Annotated in this window: 26 protein-coding genes; 23 read left to right on the top strand and 3 right to left on the bottom strand. The window is 39.0% G+C overall.

The genetic code is table 11. The features are described from left to right. Positions 1–48: 48 nt before the first annotated feature. The 21 genes from EQJ87_RS06855 to EQJ87_RS06755 all read left to right on the top strand — a co-directional run bounded on the left by EQJ87_RS06855 (position 49) and on the right by EQJ87_RS06755 (position 17,929). Positions 49–507 carry a hypothetical protein gene (locus tag EQJ87_RS06855; protein WP_130123922.1) on the top strand — a complete coding sequence of 153 codons (459 nt, stop codon included), beginning with the start codon at positions 49–51 and terminating at the stop codon, positions 505–507. 187 nt (positions 508–694) lie between these two features. Beyond that, positions 695–2,539 (top strand): translational GTPase TypA, encoded by a 1,845-nt coding sequence (typA, locus tag EQJ87_RS06850; protein WP_190289086.1) that lies wholly within the window; start codon positions 695–697, stop codon positions 2,537–2,539. A 134-nt stretch (positions 2,540–2,673) separates the two neighbouring features. Beyond that, complete coding sequence (locus EQJ87_RS06845; protein ID WP_130123920.1) at positions 2,674–2,925, top strand: DUF3165 family protein; 252 nt, start codon at positions 2,674–2,676, stop codon at positions 2,923–2,925. A gap of 88 nt (positions 2,926–3,013) precedes the next feature. Then, the gene (locus tag EQJ87_RS06840) at positions 3,014–3,988 is read left to right on the top strand and encodes a class I SAM-dependent methyltransferase (protein ID WP_130123919.1); all 975 of its coding nucleotides are present in this window, start codon (positions 3,014–3,016) and stop codon (positions 3,986–3,988) included. Between the two features lie 111 nt (positions 3,989–4,099). Then, positions 4,100–5,287: an acetate kinase gene (locus EQJ87_RS06835; RefSeq protein ID WP_130123918.1), complete on the top strand. Its 1,188-nt coding sequence runs from the start codon at positions 4,100–4,102 to the stop codon at positions 5,285–5,287. Positions 5,288–5,422: 135 nt separating this feature from the next. Continuing rightward, positions 5,423–6,304 carry an Rgg/GadR/MutR family transcriptional regulator gene (locus EQJ87_RS06830; RefSeq protein WP_130123917.1) on the top strand — a complete coding sequence of 294 codons (882 nt, stop codon included), beginning with the start codon at positions 5,423–5,425 and terminating at the stop codon, positions 6,302–6,304. Positions 6,305–6,374: 70 nt separating this feature from the next. Then, positions 6,375–7,025, top strand: a complete 651-nt coding sequence (locus EQJ87_RS06825; protein ID WP_130123916.1) for a hypothetical protein — start codon at positions 6,375–6,377, stop codon at positions 7,023–7,025. Further along, positions 7,025–7,462, top strand: coding sequence for a hypothetical protein (locus EQJ87_RS06820; RefSeq protein WP_130123915.1), 438 nt, complete (start codon positions 7,025–7,027; stop codon positions 7,460–7,462). Before EQJ87_RS06825 ends, EQJ87_RS06820 begins: the two co-directional genes overlap by 1 nt. A 261-nt stretch (positions 7,463–7,723) precedes the next feature. Next, complete coding sequence (locus EQJ87_RS06815; protein ID WP_130123914.1) at positions 7,724–8,944, top strand: acetate kinase; 1,221 nt, start codon at positions 7,724–7,726, stop codon at positions 8,942–8,944. Between the two features lie 126 nt (positions 8,945–9,070). Next, positions 9,071–9,505: a hypothetical protein gene (locus EQJ87_RS06810; RefSeq protein ID WP_130123913.1), complete on the top strand. Its 435-nt coding sequence runs from the start codon at positions 9,071–9,073 to the stop codon at positions 9,503–9,505. Positions 9,506–9,613: 108 nt separating this feature from the next. Further along, a complete protein-coding gene (gene pyrH, locus EQJ87_RS06805) occupies positions 9,614–10,330 on the top strand; it encodes a UMP kinase (protein ID WP_130123912.1) in 717 nt (238 codons plus the stop codon). Between the two features lie 5 nt (positions 10,331–10,335). After that, positions 10,336–11,157: a DUF817 family protein gene (locus EQJ87_RS06800; protein WP_130123911.1), complete on the top strand. Its 822-nt coding sequence runs from the start codon at positions 10,336–10,338 to the stop codon at positions 11,155–11,157. A 4-nt stretch (positions 11,158–11,161) separates the two neighbouring features. Further along, a complete protein-coding gene (gene frr / locus EQJ87_RS06795; protein ID WP_130123910.1) occupies positions 11,162–11,716 on the top strand; it encodes a ribosome recycling factor in 555 nt (184 codons plus the stop codon). Positions 11,717–11,949: 233 nt separating this feature from the next. Then, complete coding sequence (locus EQJ87_RS06790; RefSeq protein ID WP_130123909.1) at positions 11,950–12,408, top strand: GNAT family N-acetyltransferase; 459 nt, start codon at positions 11,950–11,952, stop codon at positions 12,406–12,408. A gap of 44 nt (positions 12,409–12,452) precedes the next feature. Next, on the top strand, positions 12,453–13,313 hold the full coding sequence (locus tag EQJ87_RS06785; RefSeq protein ID WP_130123908.1) for a CvfB family protein: 861 nt from the start codon (positions 12,453–12,455) through the stop codon (positions 13,311–13,313). A 64-nt stretch (positions 13,314–13,377) separates the two neighbouring features. Further along, on the top strand, positions 13,378–14,916 hold the full coding sequence (gene cls / locus EQJ87_RS06780; RefSeq protein ID WP_130123907.1) for a cardiolipin synthase: 1,539 nt from the start codon (positions 13,378–13,380) through the stop codon (positions 14,914–14,916). A gap of 271 nt (positions 14,917–15,187) precedes the next feature. Then, positions 15,188–15,730 (top strand): peptide-methionine (S)-S-oxide reductase MsrA, encoded by a 543-nt coding sequence (msrA, locus tag EQJ87_RS06775; protein ID WP_130123906.1) that lies wholly within the window; start codon positions 15,188–15,190, stop codon positions 15,728–15,730. After that, on the top strand, positions 15,727–15,942 hold the full coding sequence (locus tag EQJ87_RS06770; RefSeq protein ID WP_130123905.1) for a YozE family protein: 216 nt from the start codon (positions 15,727–15,729) through the stop codon (positions 15,940–15,942). The genes msrA and EQJ87_RS06770 overlap by 4 nt, the downstream gene beginning before the upstream one ends. A 234-nt stretch (positions 15,943–16,176) precedes the next feature. After that, a complete protein-coding gene (gene rplK / locus EQJ87_RS06765) occupies positions 16,177–16,602 on the top strand; it encodes a 50S ribosomal protein L11 (protein WP_130123904.1) in 426 nt (141 codons plus the stop codon). 217 nt (positions 16,603–16,819) lie between these two features. Next, positions 16,820–17,509 (top strand): 50S ribosomal protein L1, encoded by a 690-nt coding sequence (gene rplA / locus EQJ87_RS06760; protein ID WP_130123903.1) that lies wholly within the window; start codon positions 16,820–16,822, stop codon positions 17,507–17,509. A gap of 75 nt (positions 17,510–17,584) precedes the next feature. Further along, positions 17,585–17,929: a hypothetical protein gene (locus EQJ87_RS06755; RefSeq protein WP_130123902.1), complete on the top strand. Its 345-nt coding sequence runs from the start codon at positions 17,585–17,587 to the stop codon at positions 17,927–17,929. 12 nt (positions 17,930–17,941) lie between these two features. Here the strand turns inward: EQJ87_RS06755 and EQJ87_RS06750 are convergent, their stop codons facing one another. After that, a complete protein-coding gene (locus tag EQJ87_RS06750; protein WP_223804516.1) occupies positions 17,942–18,184 on the bottom strand; it encodes a hypothetical protein in 243 nt (80 codons plus the stop codon). Next, positions 18,174–18,575: an HIT family protein gene (locus tag EQJ87_RS06745; RefSeq protein WP_130123901.1), complete on the bottom strand. Its 402-nt coding sequence runs from the start codon at positions 18,573–18,575 to the stop codon at positions 18,174–18,176. Before EQJ87_RS06745 ends, EQJ87_RS06750 begins: the two co-directional genes overlap by 11 nt. A gap of 136 nt (positions 18,576–18,711) precedes the next feature. On the opposite strand from EQJ87_RS06745, the gene EQJ87_RS06740 reads away from it, so the two are divergent. Together EQJ87_RS06740 and EQJ87_RS06735 are read left to right on the top strand one after the other, a co-directional pair. Then, the gene (locus tag EQJ87_RS06740; RefSeq protein ID WP_130123900.1) at positions 18,712–19,464 is read left to right on the top strand and encodes an ABC transporter ATP-binding protein; all 753 of its coding nucleotides are present in this window, start codon (positions 18,712–18,714) and stop codon (positions 19,462–19,464) included. A 7-nt stretch (positions 19,465–19,471) separates the two neighbouring features. Further along, positions 19,472–20,488 carry an ABC transporter permease gene (locus tag EQJ87_RS06735; protein ID WP_130123899.1) on the top strand — a complete coding sequence of 339 codons (1,017 nt, stop codon included), beginning with the start codon at positions 19,472–19,474 and terminating at the stop codon, positions 20,486–20,488. 26 nt (positions 20,489–20,514) lie between these two features. On the opposite strand, the gene EQJ87_RS06730 is transcribed toward EQJ87_RS06735, so the two are convergent. Continuing rightward, the gene (locus EQJ87_RS06730) at positions 20,515–21,138 is read right to left on the bottom strand and encodes a copper homeostasis protein CutC (RefSeq protein ID WP_130123898.1); all 624 of its coding nucleotides are present in this window, start codon (positions 21,136–21,138) and stop codon (positions 20,515–20,517) included. Positions 21,139–21,384: the final 246 nt, after the last annotated feature.

The following is a 21,384-nucleotide window of genomic DNA, read 5'->3' as shown; positions in this document are numbered from 1 at the left end:
ATCTAGAAAATATTCAGTTTTATCTTTTAGTGGGTAGGAGGTTAATCTATGAAAGTAAAATTATGGCAGTTGATTTTAGCCTTTGTGGTCTGGGTAGGGTTGATGTTTCTACCCGCCACAGTTAATCAGGATAAGGTAGCTAGAACATTCGATTTTTCTAAAAGCCGCGCGAACTATTTTTATTTTCTTGGGACGCAGGAGCAAGTGACCAGTGTGATTCTAGTGCTTTTATTCATCATAATCATTATCGGGATTCTACGGAAATGGCAAAGCACGAAATATTTTTCACTTAGTTTCATGGTTGTGTATGGCTATGGTATGTTTTTGAATGTAGTTTTGAGTCGGATTCCTGAAGGAGTTCCTTTGAAATTTGCTTTGTCCTTAGAAATGTTTGAGGGACTTTGGCGCATCTTTGGTCTGGGATTCTTCTTGACCAGTCTTGTCGGGATAGTTTTTGCGATTTTGTTGTTTGTTTATGTGCTAAAATTCAAAAAAGACATGGTATAACAGGGCAGTCAACGATATTTTTCTTTTGAAAGATTATTTTTTAAAATAACATAAAATTCTAAGGAAAAACTTCTTAGAATTTTTCTTTTTAAAAAATCTTGTAAACGTATGCAGTGGAAGGGATTTGCACCTTTTATAAAAGTGTGCTACAATGGTCTGGAATATACGAAAGTTAGGTATGATAAAATTGACTAAATTACGCGAAGATATTAGAAATGTCGCTATTATTGCCCACGTCGACCACGGTAAAACTACACTGGTTGATGAACTCTTGAAACAATCACACACTTTGAGCGAACGCACTCAATTGGCTGAGCGTGCTATGGACTCAAATGCACTTGAGCAAGAACGCGGGATTACTATCCTTGCTAAAAACACAGCCGTTGAATATAACGGAACACGTATCAACATTTTGGACACACCAGGTCACGCGGACTTCGGTGGAGAAGTTGAACGAATCATGAAAATGGTTGACGGTGTTGTCCTCGTCGTTGATGCTTATGAAGGAACAATGCCTCAAACACGTTTTGTTTTGAAAAAAGCTTTGGAACAAAACTTGACTCCAATCGTTGTTGTTAACAAAATTGATAAACCTTCTGCTCGTCCAGCAGGTGTTGTCGATGAAGTTCTTGAACTTTTCATCGAACTTGGTGCGGATGATGATCAATTGGACTTCCCTGTGGTTTATGCTTCAGCAATCAACGGTTCTTCATCTATGTCTGATAATCCAGCAGATCAAGAACACACAATGGCCAACATCTTTGATACAATCATTGACCACATTCCTGCGCCAGTTGATAACTCTGATGAGCCTTTGCAATTCCAAGTTTCACTTTTGGACTACAATGACTACGTTGGACGTATCGGTATTGGACGTGTTTTCCGTGGAACAATCAAAGTTGGCGACAATGTTACTTTGTCTAAACTTGACGGCACAACTAAAAACTTCCGCGTTACTAAATTGTTTGGTTTCTTCGGTCTTGACCGCCAAGAAATCCAAGAAGCTAAAGCTGGTGATTTGATTGCCGTTTCTGGTATGGAAGATATCTTCGTTGGGGAAACTGTAACACCTTCTGATAATGTTGAACCATTGCCAGTATTGCACATTGACGAGCCTACTTTGCAAATGACTTTCTTGGTTAACAATTCTCCTTTTGCTGGTCGTGAAGGAAAATGGGTCACTGCTCGTAAAGTTGAAGAACGTTTGGTTTCAGAATTGCAAACTGACGTTTCACTTCGTGTTGAAAACACGGATTCTCCTGATAAATGGATCGTTTCTGGTCGTGGTGAATTGCACTTGTCAATCTTGATTGAAACAATGCGTCGTGAAGGCTATGAGCTTCAAGTTTCACGTCCTGAAGTTATCATCAAAAATATTGATGGTGTGGACTGCGAACCATTTGAACGTGTGCAAATCGATACACCTGAAGAATACCAAGGTTCAATCATCCAAGCGCTCTCTGAACGTAAAGGTGAAATGCTCGATATGCAAAACGTTGGTAACGGTCAAGCACGTTTGACATTCCTTGCGCCTGCACGTGGTTTGATTGGTTTCACAACTGAGTTCATGTCAATGACTCGTGGTTACGGAATCATGAACCATACCTTTGACCAATTTATGCCAATGGTTAAAGGAACAATCGGTGGACGTAGCCGTGGTGCTTTGATTTCTATGGATCAAGGTCAAGTTACAGCTTACGCAATGGGTTATGTACAAGAACGTGGAACTTTGTTTGTTCAAGCAGGTACAGAAGTTTATGGCGGAATGATTATCGGTGAAAATTCACGTGATAATGACTTGACTGTAAATGTGACAAAAGCAAAACAACAAACGAACGTCCGTTCATCAAACAAAGACTCTACGTCTGTTTTGAACGCTTCTAAAATCTTGACACTTGAAGAATCACTTGAATTCCTCGGTGACGACGAATACATGGAAGTAACGCCTGAATCAATCCGTTTGCGTAAACAAATTTTGGATAAAGCCATGCGTGAAAAAGCTTCTAAAAAGAAAAAAACAAGTGACGACTAATTTTTAAAAGAAGTTGAGCTTGATTTTCACTCTAAATTTTTTGACGCCTAGAGAAATTGCTGACGGAAATCGCATTTGAACTTTCGTCAGTAATTTCTCTGCTTTTGAGTACATCATCTAAAGAAAGGAGAACAATGTTTTATATCATTCTGTTGATTTTAATTGGCTTTGCGTATTTCTTTTTGATGCCCAAAGACGTGCGACGGAGTATGGATATTTTCTTCTTTGCGGGGATTGGCGTATTGATTATTGCCTTTGCGCTGGCTCAAGCCTCAAGGCATCAAACTTTCCTTGTGGAAATTTTGGGCATCATTGCTTTATTGGTGGTGACAGTCAGAGCCTGGCGTGAGCTGGGGCGGCTGAAAAGTCGGAGAAAACGAAAATGAGCTGTTGATGAAAATTTCCTAAAACAGCTAGAAAAAACTGTCATTTGTTGACAGTTTTATTTTGATTTTGTAGAAATGGAGAGAACTCATGAATATGGAAAAAGTGGCCCAAGCGTTTGAACTTGTGGTGGCAAATATAATGACGCTTTCTGAGAAATTGGATACGGATTTTTATGATGCTTTTGTGGAGCAGAATGCGGCTTTTCTGGATGAATCAGCGGCTGAAAAATCAGAGAAATCACTGACGGAATCAGAGAAAATGCTGACGGATTTGTCGGCGAACAACCAAAAGCTTCGTCAGCTTGATTTGACAGCAAAAGAATGGCAAAAACTTTTTCAATTTGTCCTACTGAAAGGTTCACAAATTGCACCCTTGCAAGCCAACCATGCGATGACACCTGATGCTATTGGTGTAATTTTCAATTTTATCATTGAGCATTTGCACCCTGCATCGGATTTACGTGTGTTGGAACTGGGTTCTGGTACGGGAAATTTGGCAGAAACTTTACTGGTCAATCTCGATAAAAAAGTGGAATATGTCGGTTTTGAAATTGATGATTTGCTTTTGGATTTGTCTGCTTCGATGGCAGAAATTATGGGCAGTCAAGCCGAATTTATGCAGCTTGATGCGGTACAAAAACGGCTGATTGAACCAGCTGATGTGGTCATCAGTGATTTGCCAATTGGCTTTTACCCTGATGATGCGACGGCAGCTACTTTTGAAGTGGCAAGTCCAAGCGGGCATACTTTTGCGCATCATTTACTGATTGAGCAAGCTTTTAACTACCTCAAAGAAGGCAGTTTTGCGATTTTCCTTGCGCCAGAGGATTTGCTGACGAGTGGCCAAGGCCCGCTTTTGAAAGAGTGGATCAGTAAGCACGGTAGCGTTATGGCGGTGATTACATTGCCAAAATCTTTGTTTAATGCAGATGCTAAAGCGATCTATGTCCTCAAAAAAGGTCCAGCCGCTCACGCAACTTTTGCGCATCCTTTGTCATCATTGACCGATCGTGAAAGTTTGGCTGCATTCATGAAAGAATTTACAAAAACAGTCAAATTATGAAAAAAACTTACTGACAGTAAAAAGGTCAGTAAGTTTTTGTTAAATCCCAAAAGCAAATAAATTTGTGTTATAATTTAATCGTATTTTAAATTCAAGGAAGGTTTATTAAATATGACTAAAACATTAGCAGTCAACGCCGGTTCATCATCGATGAAATGGCAAATGTATGAAATGCCAGAAGAAAAAGTATTAGCGAAAGGATTGATTGAGCGAATTGGTTTAAATGATTCAATCATCACTGTCAAATATGGCGACGAAAAAGAAGAACGTGTGTTCGATATTCCAAACCATACAGAAGCCGTACACGTTTTGCTTGACGACCTCAAACGTTTGAAAATTGTTGAAGAATTCACTGAAATCACAGGTGTCGGTCACCGTGTGGTTGCCGGGGGTGAAATTTTCAAAAAATCAACTGTCGTTACACCAGAAGTTCTCCAACAAGTCAAAGATTTGTCGGCGCTTGCTCCTTTGCACAATCCAGCCAATGCCGCAGGAATTGAAGCTTTCTTGAACCTTTTACCAGATGCTACATCAGTAGTCGTTTTTGACACCGCCTTCCACACGACGATGCCTGAAAAAGCGTTCCGTTATCCACTTCCTAAAAAATATTATACGGACTATGCCGTTCGTAAATATGGCGCTCACGGCACTTCACATATGTTTGTTGCCAGAGAAGCCGCAAAATTATTGGGTAAACCAATCGAAGAAACAAAAATCATCACAGCTCACATCGGAAATGGTGCATCTCTCACGGCCGTTGCCGGTGGAAAATCTGTGGACACTTCAATGGGCTTCACACCACTTGCTGGGGTGATGATGGGGACACGTACAGGTGAAATGGATCCTTCTGTTTTCCCTTACCTCATTGAAAATGCGCCAGAACTCAACGATGCACAAGATGTTGTTGATATGATGAACAAACAATCAGGACTTTTTGGCGTTTCAGGAATTTCATCAGATATGCGTGACATTCTTGCGGCAAAAGCTACAGATCCAGATGCAAAACTTGCGTTTGAAATGTACGTTGACCGTATCCAAAAATTCATCGGGCAATATTTGGCCGTTTTGAACGGAGCAGATGCCCTCGTTTTCACAGCAGGAATCGGAGAAAATTCGCAGCCTGTTCGTGAAGCAGTCCTTGCTGGTTTGACTTGGTTTGGCATTGAAGTTGACCCTGAAAAGAATGTTTTCGGTGCTGAAGGTGAGATTTCTAAACCAACTTCTCGCGTAAAAATTTACATCATTCCAACCGATGAAGAATTAGTCATAGCGCGTGATGTTGAAGCACTTAAAGCTTAAAAAACGAAAAAAGATGTTGCAATTTTGCAAGGTCTTTTTTTGTTTCCTCTAATTTTATCAAAGTATTGAAAGTAAAAATAAAAGTGCTATAATAAACCTGATAAGATAGCGGTTACATAAGGTGGAGGGAGAAGAATGCTTAAAGGATTTGGAAAAACATTTCATGCGATAAGGAAATCGAAACATTTATCTCTGAGTAAAGTTGGTGGCAATGAAGTATCAAAAGCACAGATATCACGTTTTGAAGCGGAAAAAAGTGAACTTACTATTGAAAAATTCTTTTTCCTACTTCATAATATGAGAGTAAGTTTGGATGAGTTTGAAAGTATCTATGAAGATTACAGCTTGTCTGACGAGTATCAATTTAGACAAAAACTGATTGCGGCTTATGACAGCAAAGATGTCCATAAGTTACGCAAAATGTATGTTGAATGTGAACGAAAAATGCAACAGCAACCAGAAAATATCTATGCTGCATTGACAGCAACGGTGGTGAAAGTATTTTTGAATTTAGTTGTAGGAAATGTAAAATTTGATCCATATGAAATTAAGCAAGTGCAAGATTATTTGTTAGCAGTTGAAAATTGGGGTCGCTATGAGTTTTGGGTGTTTGGTAATGTTATGACAATACTAAAAGATGATGTAAGAGATAGCTTAGGAAGTATTGCGATGGGAAAAGGGGAGTTCTATCAGGTGCTACATACGAATAAACGTTTTGCTATTCGTACCTTCCATAATCTTGCTTCTGTTGCTCTTGAAAGAGGAAATTTGGAACAGGCTTTAAAATATTTGAACCATTTGGATAGAATGAATATCTCGAATGATTACTTATATGAAACATTGCTAATTAAATATGCAAAGGGTCTATATGCCTATCGTAAAGGGGTTATAGAAGGTTTAAATGAAATGGAAAAGAGTATTGAAATATTAGAAGAACTAGGCTGCATAGAGAAAGCGCACTCAATGCAAAAGGAACTTAAAAAAATTCTGGAAGTTGTAGATAAGGAAAAAGAATAACTTTGCTCTTGTTTTCTTTGTTATGGAAGAATAAAATGAGGTTAACAAATATCAAAGGAGATTAATAATTATGACAATCAGCAAAAATTCAGTAGCAATACTTGCTGTACTTTCGTTTGGGGAAGTTGTTGGAGTGGGAGAAGTGGCTCATGTCTCTGCTTCAACGGCTACATCTCAAAACCTTCTTACAGATACTTCAACTGACCAAATTACAAATCAAGTTAATCGTGAATTTGCCAATTTAAAGGATTCGGATAAGGTCACTCCACAATCAGCGGGAGGTTATATTTATAGCGCAAGCGGCGTTCTTGACTCAACAGCTGTGACGGTAGCTCAAGCTAAAGCAACAATTGTTGCAAATTATGAAGCTAGTTTACAAAAGGTCAGTCTCAGATCGATTGGGATTGTTGCGCTTAGTGCAAGTTATCCCGTGACAGCAAAGGCACTTAGTCCAGGGGATACTTATTATTCTAATGCTTTTTCTGGCTCGGGATGGAATTACTCTGGATATAAATTCTATAACACAAGCGGAAGTCATAATATGTTATGGGAGAATGTTAACGCCTCCGGGCAAGTCATGGATGCTGGTGGAACAGTCCTTAAATATCTTGGAGCAGATGCATCATTCGTCAGTGTGTATAATCCTTACAGCATCTATATGATTTACGGAATCCAAAATGCAGGTTCATCAGGAGCGTTTTATGTTGTAACAGGACAATAATGATGAAAAAAAGAAAAATTATTTTATTTTCTGTGTTAATGATACTAAGTTTTTGTGGTCTCTCAGCTTGTGGTGGACAAACAACGTCCTCGGCAAAAAGGCCGATTTTATCCTCAAAAAGTGTTGTTAAGAAATCAACTTACAGCCAAGTGAAAAACCAGACGATAAACAATGCGTTGCGCGCTTATCCCACGCTTGCAGATTTTGATAAAGCGCTCTCTTATCCAGCTTTAAAAGCCCTTCACATTGATGAGACTACAAGGCTTATCAAGTTGAGTAATAATGGCAAAGCTGGCGGTTGGATTATTGTAAAAAAGGGAACACCAGATGATGCAACCGTAAGCACGGATAAGGACGGCAAGCCCGTTAAAGCCAATGATTCACGAGGAGCAACGGTCGGAGAAATTCGTCAAGCATTCAAAAGCTATAAGCGATAAAAATAGTAAAATCTGTCACAGTTTCTGACAGATTTTTTGTTTGCTAAGATGGGACTCAAACGAATAGTAGGTCTAAAATGAAAAAAAGATTAAAATATGATATACTAACAATATAAAACGCATACATTTTGTATCACTAGAGTTTGGTGCGCTAGAAATTTCAAAGAAAATGAAAGACAGAAGAGTAGCGCTGCTATCAATCTGCCTTTTTCTACGTTTGAAATTCCTGACGAGCCATCCTCATATCTTGAAGGAGTAAGTATGGAAAAAACACTCGCTGTCAATGCAGGCTCATCATCTTTAAAGTGGCAACTTTACGAAATGCCAGAAGAAAAGGTTATTGCTAAGGGAATTTTTGAACGCATCGGTTTACCTGATTCGGTTTCTACGACAAAATTTTCTGGCGAAGAACACGTTAGAAAACAAGATATTATTGATCATCGTCAAGCTGTCTTACTCTTGATGGATGAATTGATTCACTTTAAATTGATTCGTGAATTTCGTGAAATTACGGGTATCGGTCATCGTGTGGTTGCTGGGGGAGAATTTTTCAAATCTTCGACGGTAATCACGTCAGAGGTCTTGGAGCAAATCAAAAACTTGTCTACCTTGGCCCCTCTACACAATCCAGCAAATGTTTTAGGGATTGAGGCTTTCCAACGCTTGCTTCCTCACGCTTTGGCGGTTGCTGTATTTGATACTGCTTTTCATGCGACTTTGCCTGAGAAAGCTTATCGTTATCCGATTCCAACGAAATATTATCAAGATTATTCCATTCGTAAATATGGGGCGCATGGCACTTCACATATGTATGTCGCTCAGGAAGCTGCTAAGGTTTTGGGTCGTCCTTTGGAAGAGCTCAAAATTATCACGGCACACATCGGAAACGGTGCTTCCATCACAGCCGTTGATGCTGGAAAATCTGTTGATACGTCAATGGGCTTCACACCACTTGCTGGTGTAATGATGGGGACACGCTCTGGTGAAATGGATGCGTCAGTGATTCCTTATATGCTAGAAAGTGACCCAAGCCTGCGCAGCGCTCAAGATGTCATTGATATTTTGAATAAAGCATCAGGAGTTTTGGGCGTTTCTGAACTTTCAAGTGATATGCGTGATTTACAAGCCGCTAGAGCTGAGGGAAATCCAAAAGCGGAGTTGGCATATGAAATGTATGTTGATCGACTTAAGAAATTTATTGCGCAATATTTTGGTGTACTCAATGGAGCTGATGCGGTGATTTTCACAGCAGGTGTGGGCGAAAATGATACAGATATTCGTCGTGATGTCATCAATGGCTTGTCTTGGTTCGGTATGGAAATTGCGGAGGACAAGAATGTTCGGGGCGCTTTTGGTGAAATCTCAACAGCGGAATCTAAAGTAAAAGTATTAGTCATCCCAACTAACGAAGAATTGGTCATTGCGCGTGATGTTGAAGCTGCAAAGACAGTTTCGGTCAATTCCTCATCAGTTGGTCAGTAAAATTAGTATTAAAAAATCCGTCAGTATTTCCGATTTACTGACGGAATTTTTTTGTTCTCTGCAAGCAAAAAAAGTCTTGTATTCCAACAAAGAAAGCGCTATAATGTGGGTAGAAAAGGAGGAATTATGGAGAAATTTGCGAAAGTAACGAAAGCTGAAATGCTGCCGGGTGTGCGTTTGCGCTTGGAGTTCGATAACGGAGACATCCGCTATTATCCCGTCCGTGACCAAATTGGGCTGTTGATGAACCCTGTTGACGTGACCAATCTGAAAAAAACGTATGGTGCGAATCTCTTTTTAGGAGGAATGGTGACATGGATAGGAAATGAGATTACCATTGAACCGAATGGCGATGTCTTGCTTAATCGGGAAGTCATCCCAGCAGAAGCCCTCTGGAAATACAGCACTAAACACGTCAATGAAATGAACCAGCTCCAAAAAGAAGAACTTCAAAAGATCAAACATCCTTTTTGGCGCGGAGTGAAGAGTGTGAGTTTGATTCTTTGGATTATTGGGATTTTTCTTGTGATTCTCTTATTTGTCGCACTTTTCATGCAGTGATTGAAAAGGAGGAAGTCCCCGGACATTTTTTAAAAGGCTTGTTAATTAGCCTTTTTTTTGGAAGCATTTTGTGGTAAAATAGAAGAAATATCATAGAATAGGTGTAATATGACTAAAATTAAATACAAACGCGTCCTTTTGAAACTTTCGGGAGAGGCTCTCTCTGGTGAAAAAGGATTTGGATTCGATCCTGAAACAGCGAAAGCTGTTGCTCAAGAGCTTAAAGAAGTGCATGATTTAGGCGCAGAATTGGCCATTGTGTGTGGTGGAGGTAATGTTTGGCGTGGTGTGACCGGTGAAAAAGCGGGCATGGAACGCGCTCAAGCAGACTACATGGGAATGCTTGCAACCATTCAAAATGGTTTGTTTATCCAAAGTGCTTTGGAAAATCTTGGCGTAGATACACGAGTGATGACAGCCATTGAGATGAAAGCTGTCGCTGAACCTTATATTCGTCGCCGTGCTGAACGTCATTTAGAAAAAGGTCGTGTGGTTATTTTTGCTGGTGGAACAGGTTCACCTTATTTCTCAACCGATACAACATCTGCTTTGCGCGCTGCCGAAATCAATGCTGACGTGATTTTAATGGCCAAAAATGGGGTGGATGGTGTTTATAATGCTGATCCTAAACTCGTTGAGGATGCGATTAAATTTGAACACCTGACACACATGGAAGTGATTACTAAAGGCTTGCAAGTCATGGATAGTACAGCTTCAACGATGTCAATGGACAATCATATCCCACTTGTTGTCTTCAATATGAATGAATCTGGAAACATCACACGCGTAATTTGTGGTGAAGAAATCGGAACAACAGTTGAGTAAAAACAATGGCGAAGGCAAAATGGAGCTTTATTTTCCAGCAACTCTGGGATTTCTTTGTCAAACAACTTAAGGCCGTTTTGTTCGGCGCCTTGATTTTGCTAGGGCTTGGCCTTTCAAAATATCTGACCTTGCCGTGGCTAGAGCGTTATGATTGGCTTTTGATTTATGTGCTCTTAATCCAAGTGATTTTGCTCTGGACAAAATTTGAGCGTGCGTTTGATTTGATTGCGATTATGATTTTCCATATCATGGGAATGGTGCTGGAAATTTATAAGGTGAAATTTGGCTCGTGGACTTATCCTGAGCCAGCCTTGTTCGAGATTTTCAACGTTCCCCTGTATTCGGCCTTCATGTATTCGGCGATTGGCTCTTATATCGTGCGCATCATTAAAGAAATGGATATTGAAGTCAAACACTGGCCCAGATGGTACTATTTGTTAGGGTTGTCGGGGGCGATTTATCTGAATTTCTTCACCGATACGCATGGCTTTGATTATCGAGATTTTCTCTATATTGTGATTTTAATCTTATTTTGGAAAACGAAATTTACTTTTAAAGTAGGTGGAGTTGTTCATGAATGGTTGGCAGTAATCGGCTTTTTCTTGATTGGACTTTTCATTTATTTTGCAGAAAATATCGGCTCTTTTTTCAATGCGTGGCGGTACAGCTATCAGCTGACGACCTGGCGCTTGGTAGATGTGGGGAAAATCTCCTCATGGACACTTTTGATTATCATCACCATTATTATTGTTGTAGAATTACAAAGGCTTGCTAATTTGCCTCTCTTTGCTAAAAAATTAAAGATAAAAAATATTATTAAGGAATAAAAAAATGAACGAAGTAGTAACAACAGCTCAAGAACGTATGAAAAACTCTCTCGCAAGCTTGCAACGTGATTTAGGCCACATTCGTGCTGGACGTGCCAATGCAAGTCTGCTTGACCGTATTCAAGTCGTTTACTATGGCGCGCCAACACCACTGAATCAATTGGCTTCAATCACCATTCCAGAAGCACGCGTTTTGATGGTGACACCATTTGACAAATCAATCTTGAAAGACATTGAAAAAGCCTTGTACGAATCAGATTTAGGCATCACACCAGCAAATGACGGTTCGGTCATTCGTTTGGTCATTCCAATGTTGACTGAAGAACGCCGGCGCGAGCTGGTCAAAGAAATGGGCAAAGTGATTGAATCTGCTAAAATTGCGATTCGTAACATTCGTCGTGATGCCATGGAAACAGCTAAAAAATCTGAAAAAGCCAAAGAAATCACGGAAGATGATTTGAAAAATTTGGAAAAAGACATTCAAAAAGCGACAGATGACGCAGTCAAAGAAGCAGAAAAATTGGCCGCTGCAAAAGAAAAAGAATTGTTGGATATTTAATTTTTCAACGCGCTAAAGAACAGAGAAATTACTGACGTAACTGAAATCTTGGCGTCAGCGCGAGAGAAATTACTGACGCAACTTAAATTTTGGCATCAGCGCTAGAGAAATTACTGACGCAACTTAAATTTTGGCGTCAGTACTAGAAAAATTGCTGACGTAATTGTTTTAAGCACTAAACTGACGGCTCCATTGAGCCGTTTTTAGCTCAAAGTTTGAGAAGTGAGGAAAATTTGGTAAAAGTAATCAGACTCAGAGAACATCCTCATTATCTGAATCAGGCGATTCAATTTTTTCAAGAAAAATGGGGAAATGACCAGAGCAATCCCGTCTATGAAGATTGTCTGACGCATAGTTTAGCTGTTGAAAACAAGATTCCGCAGTGGTATCTGATCCTAGAAGATGAAAAAATTGTGGCTGGTGCAGGTCTGATTAGCAATGATTTTATCAGTCGAATGGATCTTACTCCTTGGCTTTGTGCGCTGTATGTTGAAGTTCCTTTTCGAAATCAAGGATTTGCTTTAGCCCTTATTTCAACTATAAAGCAAGAGTGTAAGACTTTTGACTTTGAAAAACTTTATCTGGCAACAGATTATGTAGATTTTTACGAAAAATTTGATTTTCACTATCTAGCAGATGGTTATCATCCGTGGGGTGAAAAATCTCGAATTTATGAAACAAAAATCAACTAAAAAAGGAGAGCAATCTCCACATTATATTTTATAAAGAGGTACAAATGGGTATTATTGGACAAACAATTTCGGCAATGATTGTCGAAGAAAGCGAACGCTTTTATTTTCTGCAAAAAGGAGAAGATTTGTTGCGTTTGGACAAGGCAGAAGGGGAACACGCCATTGGTGACGTGGTGACTGGTTTTGTCTATGTGGATAAGGATGATCACAGTCGCTTAACTACTGTTGAACAAAAGGCAACGAATGAAACATTTGGCTGGGGTGTGGTCACTGCTGTACGTAAAGACTTGGGAGCTTTTGTGGACACAGGCTTGCCAGGTAAAGACGTCGTGGTTTCTCTTGATGATTTGCCACTTGAGAAAGAAGCTTGGCCAAAAATTGGAGATCAGCTTTATGTCAAACTTATCGTTGACAAAAAAGAACGCATCTGGGGTCATTTAGCTTGGCATGAGGATTTCTGGCATCTGGCGGGCCCTGCCTATGACAATATGCAAAATCAAGATTTGCGAGCAATTGTTTATCGAAATAAGGAAACAGGGACTTTTGTCTACCTTCCAGACAACAATATGCTGGGCTTCATTCACCCGAGCGAGCGCTTTAGCTTGCCACGAGTAGGACAAGAATTGCAAGTGCGCGTGATTGGTTTTAGAAAAGAAGACCGTAGCCTCAATCTTTCCGCAAAACCACGGGCTTTTGAAATGTTGGATGCGGATAGCCAAATGATTTTGGCTTATCTCCAATCAATGGGTGGCAAAATGCCACTCAATGACAAATCAGCTCCAGAAGAGATCAAAGCCACTTTTGGTATCTCAAAAGGTCAATTTAAAAAAGCACTTGGCGGCTTAATGAAAGCTAAAAAAATTAAACAAAGTCCCGAAGGATGCGAATTACTTCCTGAAAATTAAGTCAAAAAAGTGGCCCACAGGGCTGCTTTTTTATGCTACAATGAGAATAAAATGAAAGAGGGAAATGATGCATTCAATAATCAAGAAAACAGTTAATCGCATTACCATCACAGGACTTTTTATTGCGATTGAGCTGATAATCGTTTTGGGACTTGTACGCAGTTTTGCTTACTACACGAGAGCTTTTGGGCTGATTAGTTTTGTCGTTAGCCTTTTGGTGGTGCTCTATCTGATTCGACGAGATCAAGTGTCCTCAATCAAAATCGTTTGGATTGTTATTATTTTATTGATTCCGGGCTTTGGCGGGCTTTTGTATTTGACGATTGGGACGCAAAATCCTGTACGCAAAATGGAGGCGAAAGTCAGGCGAGCGCACCAAGAAATCGCGCCCCATCTCAAACAAAATCAAGAAGATTTGACAGAATTAAGTGCAGAAAATCCCCGTTTGGCAGGAACAGTCAAAAATATTTTGCAAACGAGTGATTATCCAATCTACAAAAACACCACCGTGGAATACTTTGACTTTGGGGAAAAAATGTATGCCGCCATGCTTGCCGAAATCAAAAAAGCCGAGCGCTATATCTTCCTAGAATATTTCATCATCAATGAAAAAAGTCGAATGTGGCAGGAAATGTTGGGATTACTGAAAGAAAAAGCACAAGCTGGAGTTGATGTGCGTTTGATTTATGATGATTTTGGCTCCCTAACTGTTTTTCGGTTAGAAAATATTCCACAACTGCGAGCAGCGGGTATCAAAGTTGTTGCTTTCAATCCGTTTATCCCAACTTTGGCCGTCAAAATGAATAATCGCGACCATCGAAAAATTCTGGTGATTGATGGCAAGGTTGCCTTCAATGGGGGTATCAATATTGCTGACGAATACATCAATGAGGAAGAGCGTTTTGGGGTTTGGAAAGACACAGGGATATTGCTCAAAGGCCCAGCAATCACAAGTTTCACGCTCATGTTCTTAGAAATTTGGAATGCTTTTTGTCGTCCTGATGAACTTTTACTTGATTTTTCCGCCTATGCGTTTGCGGGTGAGATTGAGGAAGAGGCAGGATTTGTGATGCCCTACGGAGAAAATCCGCTGACTCATGATTTGGTTGCTGAAGATACTTACATTGATATTCTCAATCAAGCCATTGATTATGTCACGATTTTTACTCCTTATTTGATTATCACAGATAAGATGATTCATGCCTTGCAACTCGCTAGTAAAAGGGGTGTTGCGGTAAAAATCGTAACACCGGGAATACCTGATAAACCTTTAATCTATCGAGCAACTCGTTCCTTTTACCGCGATTTGATTAAAGAGGGCGTAGAAATTTATGAATACAGTCCAGGCTTTATTCACGCCAAGAGTTTCATTGCAGATGATAAAATCGCCGTAGTAGGTACGATAAATATGGATTACCGCAGTCTATATTTGCATTTTGAATGTGCAACCCTTCTTTATCAAGTGCCAATGATTAAAGCTTTAAAAGCAGATACAGAGGACACTTTGAAAACTTGTCGTAAAGTTGAACTAAGCGAACTCAAACGCAATTTCATTGGTAGCTTAATTGATGATCTTTTGCATTTATTTGCCCCTTTGATGTAAAAGTTACTGATATTTTCAGAGAAATTACTGACGAAAATCAGATTCATCAGAGAAAATGCTGACGAAAATAATCAGGATTTTAAAAATTGAAAAAGGGGATTTAAAGATTTAAAGTAGCTCAAAAGGCTACTTTTATTCTGGCTGTGCTATAATATTTCACAAGAAAGTAAAGTTAATCATTGAATTCGGATCGCTTATGAAGAAGCAGTGCTTCTCTCATTTTTCATAGTTTACGCCGCGGTCTTCACATCTTGAGCTTAGAGGAGAAAAAATGACAGTAGAAAAAGCAATATTTGCTGGTGGATGTTTTTGGTGCATGGTACAACCTTTTGAAGAACGCGCTGGTATTTTAACCGTGACAAGTGGTTATACGGGTGGGGATTTTGCGCACCCAACCTATGAACAAGTCAAAGAGCATCTCACAGGTCATACCGAGGCCATTGAAATTATTTTTGATAATGAACAAGTCAAATACCAAGACTTAGTTGAATTATACTGGCAAACAACCGATCCAACGGACGCTTTTGGACAATTTGAAGACCGTGGAGACAACTATCGCCCAGTGATTTTTTATACCACTCCAGAGCAAAAAGAGATCGCTGAACACTCCAAAGCTAATCTGCAAGCTTCGGGACGCTTTGATCGTCCCATTGTGACGAATATCGAAGCTGCTAAGGAATTTTGGCCAGCAGAACATTACCACCAAGGCTTCTACCGCAAACATCCAGAAGATTATAAAGTTGAAATTCAAGAACGTCGTGAATTTATCTTGAATCACTGGAACAGCACTGATTATCCGAAAGGAGAAGTATGACCGAACCCTTTTATCGCTTTTTGATGCGCCATAAATCACCAGTGGAAATTGATGATGTGACTCGATTGGCTAACCTTGCTTTTCGTGACACCCTATTCCCCAAACAAGCCGTTGATTTTGATGAAGTGTCCAATTACCTTGAAACTCATGCTCCATTTTATTTTAATTTGACCCTTTTTGATGATATTTGGCAACAATACCTTGAATCTTAAACGACCAGAAGCAATTTGGTCGTTTTTTCTTTTTCAAAACAAAAAAATAAGTTGACAAAAACCAAATAAAACAGTAAAATGGTTAGGTATGTTTTTGAAACATATAGGCGTGGAAGCTGTAAAAATACAGCATCATACCACATCACGAAAATAAAAAAACGAAGCAAAGTGATTCATTTTGAAAGCAACACTCAAAAGACACTTTGTAAGTTCAATCAAAAAAGGAGATTTATCGTGGCTAAACAAGTAGAAAAACTCGTTAAATTACAAATTCCTGCCGGTAAAGCAACACCAGCTCCACCAGTTGGTCCAGCTTTGGGTCAAGCAGGTGTTAACATCATGGGATTCACAAAAGAATTCAACGCTCGTACAGCTGACCAAGCTGGTATGATCATCCCAGTTGTTATCTCAGTTTATGAAGACAAATCATTTACATTCATTACAAAAACTCCTCCAGCAGCAGTTCTTTTGAAAAAAGCAGCAGGCGTTCAAAAAGGTTCAGGTGAACCTAACAAAACAAAAGTTGCCTCAGTTACAAAAGCACAAATCAAAGAAATTGCAGAACTCAAAATGCCTGACCTTAACGCTTCATCAGTTGAAACAGCAATGTCAATGATTGAAGGTACTGCAAAATCTATGGGATTCACTGTTACTGACTAAAAATTTGTCCGAACTGCTTCGTTAGCGGAACCCTCACGTACCTAAGTACGTTTCAAAACCCGCTGCCTCGCATTTTAAACAAATTTTCAAGATTTCCAAAAAAGGAAGTTCAGAAAAAGTCACACATGCAATCCACGTTCGTGGAAGGCTCGAAACTTACTTTCTAATGTTGAAGTAGGTTTTAGCAACCGATATTACCACAAGGAGAATAGAAAAAATGGCTAAAAAAAGCAAAGCATTGCGCGCAGCAATCGAAAAAATCGACGCTACTAAAGCTTATTCAGTTGAAGAAGCAGTAGCTCTTGCAAAAGAAACTTCATTTGCAAAATTTGATGCAACTGTAGAAGTTGCTTACAACCTCAACATCGACGTTAAAAAATCTGACCAACAAATCCGTGGCGCAATGGTATTGCCAAACGGTACTGGTAAAACTGCTCGTGTTCTTGTTTTCGCTAAAGGTGCGAAAGCTGAAGAAGCAACAGCAGCTGGTGCAGACTTCGTTGGTGCTGAAGAACTCGTAACAAAAATCAACGGTGGCTGGTTGGACTTCGACGTTGTTATCGCAACACCTGACATGATGGCAGTTGTTGGACGTCTTGGACGTGTCCTTGGACCACGTAACTTGATGCCAAACCCTAAAACTGGTACAGTTACTATGGATGTAACTAAAGCAGTTCAAGAATCAAAAGCTGGTAAAGTTAACTACCGTGCTGACAAAGCTGGTAACATCCACGTACCAATCGGTAAAGTTTCATTTGATACAGACAAACTTGTTGAAAACTTTAAAGCTTTGAACACAGTTATTGCAGCTGCTAAACCATCAGCAGCTAAAGGAACTTACATCACAAACCTTTCTGTTACTACAACAATGGGCCCTGGTGTTAAAGTTGACTCAGCTTCATTCTAATAAAAAATAAAAGAAACTACGGTTTCTTTTTTTATACTAATTGTAGAATGGGAAAAAACGTGCTAGAATAAAGATATGTTATTATTTCTCTTGGCTTTCACGATAATTATCTTTATCATTGCCTACATTTTTCAAATTTTGGGACTTACGCTGATTGGACTAGAAATTGTCGCTATTTTGCTTCTTTTTCTTAGTTTTTGGGAAAGTAGAAAAGGAAGATATAGTCGAATTATTGGTATGAACAGCATTTTAGTAATTTTTATTGCAGTGCTGTATCTCTCGCAACGGGTTTTTACTTATATCCAGCATCATGATGTTGAAAAGATGCTTGTGATTATTGTTGGATTCGTATTAGCGCAACTTTTAGGAATTTTTTGGGGCAGGCAGTTTTATAAATATCAAGAAAAAACGAAAAAGTAAAAAAAGCTGGTTTTAATCAGCTTTTTTTGTTATTTTATCCAAAATTTCATTGATTTTTTCAATTCTTGGTTGGGTTGAAGCCTTAAATTCAGTGACTTTTCGTTGAATATCTTGGCTGACCCGTTCAGCTTTAAGTGCTTCAGTTTGTACACGCTCAACATTGGCTTCAACAGCTTTAAAATCTTGAGATAATTCGGTCATCAATTCCTTTAAATCATTAAAAAGTTCAAGCATTGAAGCTCCTTTATTTTCCATTGATTTGGGCAGCGATTGCTTCTAAATCATAGTTGTGTTGAGTAAATTTCCCGATAAAACCATCATTTTCAGCATAACGCGGAATGAGATGAAGATGCGTGTGAAAGACCGTTTGACCTGCAACTTCTTCATTATTTTGCAAGATATTCAGCCCCTTGGCTCCCAAATTATCAACAAGTTGATTAGCGACTTGGGGAACTTTGCTAAAAAGTGCACCAACTTCCTCACCAGTCATTGCTAGCAAATTACGATAATGCTTTTTAGGAACAAGCAAAGTATGACCCTTTGTGGTCTGAGTAATATCAAGGAATGCAACGACTTCATCATCCTCATAAACCTTGGTACTTGGAATTTCACCTGCAATGATTTTGCAGAAAATACACGTTTCCATTTGAATAAAACCTCCGAATTTCTAGCTCCACTGCTTTTTTAAAGATAAACTCCAATTTTTGAGCAGTATTACTTAGGAAAATGTTATAATATACTTAGATTATACCAAATTTAATGAGAATTGGAGAAGATGACGAGTGCTGAAAGTAATAAATCTGACAGGTGGCTATTTGGGACACCCTGTCTTAAAAGACCTCAATTTTGAAATCAACGACGGAGAATTAGTGGGGTTGATTGGTTTAAACGGAGCTGGAAAATCAACAACGATTCAAGAAGTTATCGGACTTTTAACGCCCTATTCTGGTCAGATCGAATTGGATGGTTTAACTTTGCAACAAGATTTGGAAGGTTATCGTAAAAAAATTGGTTTTATTCCAGAAACACCAAGCTTATACGAAGAATTAACTTTACGTGAACACATTGAAGTTACAGCTTTAGCTTATGGGATTCCGGTAGAAACTGCTTTTGAGCGAGCGGAAAAATTGCTTACGATTTTTCGTTTGAGTGATAAATTGGACTGGTTTCCTGTGAATTTTTCGAAAGGGATGAAGCAAAAAGTGATGATCATCTGTGCTTTTTTGTGTGAACCTTCGCTCTATATTGTTGATGAGCCTTTTATGGGCTTGGATCCATTAGCAATCCAAGATTTGATTGACCTAATGTTGGAGATGAAAGCCATGGGAAGCTCTATCTTGATGAGTACCCATATCTTATCCACAGCGGAGAAATTCTGTGATAAATTTGTTGTTTTGCATGAAGGAAGAATTGTGGCAGCAGGTACGGTAGAAGAGTTGCGACAAAAATTTGGCTTACCGAAAGCAAGTTTGGACGAAATTTATCTGTCTTTAACTAAAGGAAATTTACCCAACCAAGAAATGACAGAGGGGTAGTTTGCTTATGAAAGAAATATTTAAAAAGCGACGTCGAGCATGGCATAATCAGAATATCAAATATTTACGCTATGTCTTTAATGATCACTTTGTCCTCTTTTTGATGATTTTACTAGGAGCATTAGTTGTACAGTATGTGAATTTTTTGCAGACTTATGAGTCGAATCTTCTAGAAAAAATAATTTTAGTGCTTGTTGTAACTGTTCTAAGCCAGCTTGTGGGACGTTTAGCAACCTTTATTGAAGCAGCTGATAGAGTTTTTCTCTTACCAAAAGAGCTTGAGGTTCGCACTTATTTATGGACTTGCCTTTTGCGTTCACTGATTCTCCCAGCTATTATATCGGCTTGTTTGATTTTCATTGCTGCTCCATTTTTGAATTTCCCTCTTTTTGCCTTGATTTTGTGGCTTATTCTTTTAGTGGTAGTAAAAGCCACATGGTTAGCTTATCGAATTTTACAAATTCAAAAAGATGGTTTAATAGATTGGTCGGCTTTGATTGCAGTTGAAGAAGGGCGAAAAACAGCAACTTTGCGTCTTTTTGCTTTGTTTACCAATGTAAAAGGACTTAAATCGCATAGTCATCGACGAAAATATTTTGATTTTCTTCTCCCCAAAACAAATAGAACTTATGAGTTTCTATTCATGCGGAGTTTTTTACGGAGTGGCGATTATTTAGGTCTGGCTGTGCGTTTACTTGTTTTAGCGCTTGTTACCATGTTTTTTGTTACTAATGGAATTTTAGCAATTATCATGATTTTAACCTTTAATTATTTGCTCATTTTTCAACTTTTATCTTTACAGACGGCTTTTGATTATCAGCTTTTCACGAGAATCTATCCTTTGAAAAAAACAGCAAAAACGGCAGGCTTACGGTTGGTGCTTTCTCGAGTAATGCTTGCTGTTACACTGGTTGAAGTCTTATTTGCTTTATTTTTGATTCGACCAATTGCTCTTGTTTTGCTGATTGTCGTGGTCAATTTCTTGTTTACAAAGTTCTATGTGAGAATGAGACTAAAAAAATAAGTTACTGAAAAAATTCAGTAACTTTTTTAATTGATTATTTTACTGCCATGAACATAAGATGTTCCGACAGTTTGAGCGAGATCCACAAAATTATCCGCAGTTACTCCACCACCAATAATGATTGAAATTTTTCCTTGGGCATAACTAATGAGTTCTTTGATTTTTGTGGTGTTGAGGGCTTGATCAAGCGGACCGCCATGCATCAAAATTTTATCTACCCCAAAATCAATGAGGAGATCAATTGCTGCTTTTTGATCAACAATTTCATCAAAGGCCATATGGAAGGTGATAGGGAGTCCTTGAGCGGCAACGACGACTCTCTCGAGTGCATCTGCATCAATTTCCCCTTCAGGAGTCAGAGCACCAAAAACGATGTTCTGAGCACCAGCTTCAAGGGCTTTGAGGGTATCTGTCTCAATAATTTTAAGTTCATAAGAATCATAAACGAAATTGCCTCCGCGAGGGCGAATCATAACTGCAAGGGTTGTTTTGCTCTCAGCGACCATTTCAGCGGCTTGCTGAATGACACCATATGACGGAGTTGTGCCACCGACCGCAAGGTTGTCACAAAGCTCAATGCGCTCGACACCTTTTTTAATTGCTTCGGGGATTCTGGTGAAATTTTCGATACAAAGTTCTCGAATAATCATAGTTTTTTCCTTTCGAAAGTTCTAAGTTCATTATAAACAATAATGTAAAGAGTTGCAAATCTAGGATGATAGAATTTTATTTTAAATATGAATGGATAGAGCGCCTAAAATTAGCAGGTTTTTGGAGATACAGTTGTCACTCCTTGTAAAGAAAAGTGTGCTAACTGTAATAAATAAGAAAGTCAGATGAGAACGCTATTTTGAGTATCTGTCAGTACATGATATAATAAAAGAAATTTCAGGGAA

It is taken from the genome of Lactococcus sp. S-13, assembly GCF_004210295.1.
GTDB lineage: Bacteria > Bacillota > Bacilli > Lactobacillales > Streptococcaceae > Lactococcus.
The sequence above is the reverse complement of the archived record's forward strand: the minus strand, read 5'-3'. Positions and strand labels throughout refer to the sequence as shown.

Bases quoted from the DNA above. Each gene is read 5' to 3' on its own strand.
- EQJ87_RS06845 (WP_130123920.1), top strand. From the start codon at position 2,674: ATGTTTTATATCATTCTGTTGATTTTAATTGGCTTTGCGTATTTCTTT.
- EQJ87_RS06830 (WP_130123917.1), top strand. From the start codon at position 5,423: ATGCTTAAAGGATTTGGAAAAACATTTCATGCGATAAGGAAATCGAAA.
- msrA (WP_130123906.1), top strand. From the start codon at position 15,188: ATGACAGTAGAAAAAGCAATATTTGCTGGTGGATGTTTTTGGTGCATG.
- EQJ87_RS06755 (WP_130123902.1), top strand. From the start codon at position 17,585: ATGTTATTATTTCTCTTGGCTTTCACGATAATTATCTTTATCATTGCC.
- EQJ87_RS06750 (WP_223804516.1), bottom strand. From the start codon at position 18,184: ATGGAAAATAAAGGAGCTTCAATGCTTGAACTTTTTAATGATTTAAAG.
- pyrH (WP_130123912.1), top strand. From the start codon at position 9,614: ATGACTAAAATTAAATACAAACGCGTCCTTTTGAAACTTTCGGGAGAG.
- frr (WP_130123910.1), top strand. From the start codon at position 11,162: ATGAACGAAGTAGTAACAACAGCTCAAGAACGTATGAAAAACTCTCTC.
- EQJ87_RS06825 (WP_130123916.1), top strand. From the start codon at position 6,375: ATGACAATCAGCAAAAATTCAGTAGCAATACTTGCTGTACTTTCGTTT.
- rplA (WP_130123903.1), top strand. From the start codon at position 16,820: ATGGCTAAAAAAAGCAAAGCATTGCGCGCAGCAATCGAAAAAATCGAC.
- EQJ87_RS06810 (WP_130123913.1), top strand. From the start codon at position 9,071: ATGGAGAAATTTGCGAAAGTAACGAAAGCTGAAATGCTGCCGGGTGTG.
- EQJ87_RS06730 (WP_130123898.1), bottom strand. From the start codon at position 21,138: ATGATTATTCGAGAACTTTGTATCGAAAATTTCACCAGAATCCCCGAA.
- EQJ87_RS06855 (WP_130123922.1), top strand. From the start codon at position 49: ATGAAAGTAAAATTATGGCAGTTGATTTTAGCCTTTGTGGTCTGGGTA.
- EQJ87_RS06815 (WP_130123914.1), top strand. From the start codon at position 7,724: ATGGAAAAAACACTCGCTGTCAATGCAGGCTCATCATCTTTAAAGTGG.
- EQJ87_RS06745 (WP_130123901.1), bottom strand. From the start codon at position 18,575: ATGGAAACGTGTATTTTCTGCAAAATCATTGCAGGTGAAATTCCAAGT.
- EQJ87_RS06835 (WP_130123918.1), top strand. From the start codon at position 4,100: ATGACTAAAACATTAGCAGTCAACGCCGGTTCATCATCGATGAAATGG.
- EQJ87_RS06785 (WP_130123908.1), top strand. From the start codon at position 12,453: ATGGGTATTATTGGACAAACAATTTCGGCAATGATTGTCGAAGAAAGC.
- EQJ87_RS06735 (WP_130123899.1), top strand. From the start codon at position 19,472: ATGAAAGAAATATTTAAAAAGCGACGTCGAGCATGGCATAATCAGAAT.
- EQJ87_RS06840 (WP_130123919.1), top strand. From the start codon at position 3,014: ATGAATATGGAAAAAGTGGCCCAAGCGTTTGAACTTGTGGTGGCAAAT.
- EQJ87_RS06800 (WP_130123911.1), top strand. From the start codon at position 10,336: ATGGCGAAGGCAAAATGGAGCTTTATTTTCCAGCAACTCTGGGATTTC.
- cls (WP_130123907.1), top strand. From the start codon at position 13,378: ATGATGCATTCAATAATCAAGAAAACAGTTAATCGCATTACCATCACA.
- EQJ87_RS06820 (WP_130123915.1), top strand. From the start codon at position 7,025: ATGATGAAAAAAAGAAAAATTATTTTATTTTCTGTGTTAATGATACTA.
- EQJ87_RS06770 (WP_130123905.1), top strand. From the start codon at position 15,727: ATGACCGAACCCTTTTATCGCTTTTTGATGCGCCATAAATCACCAGTG.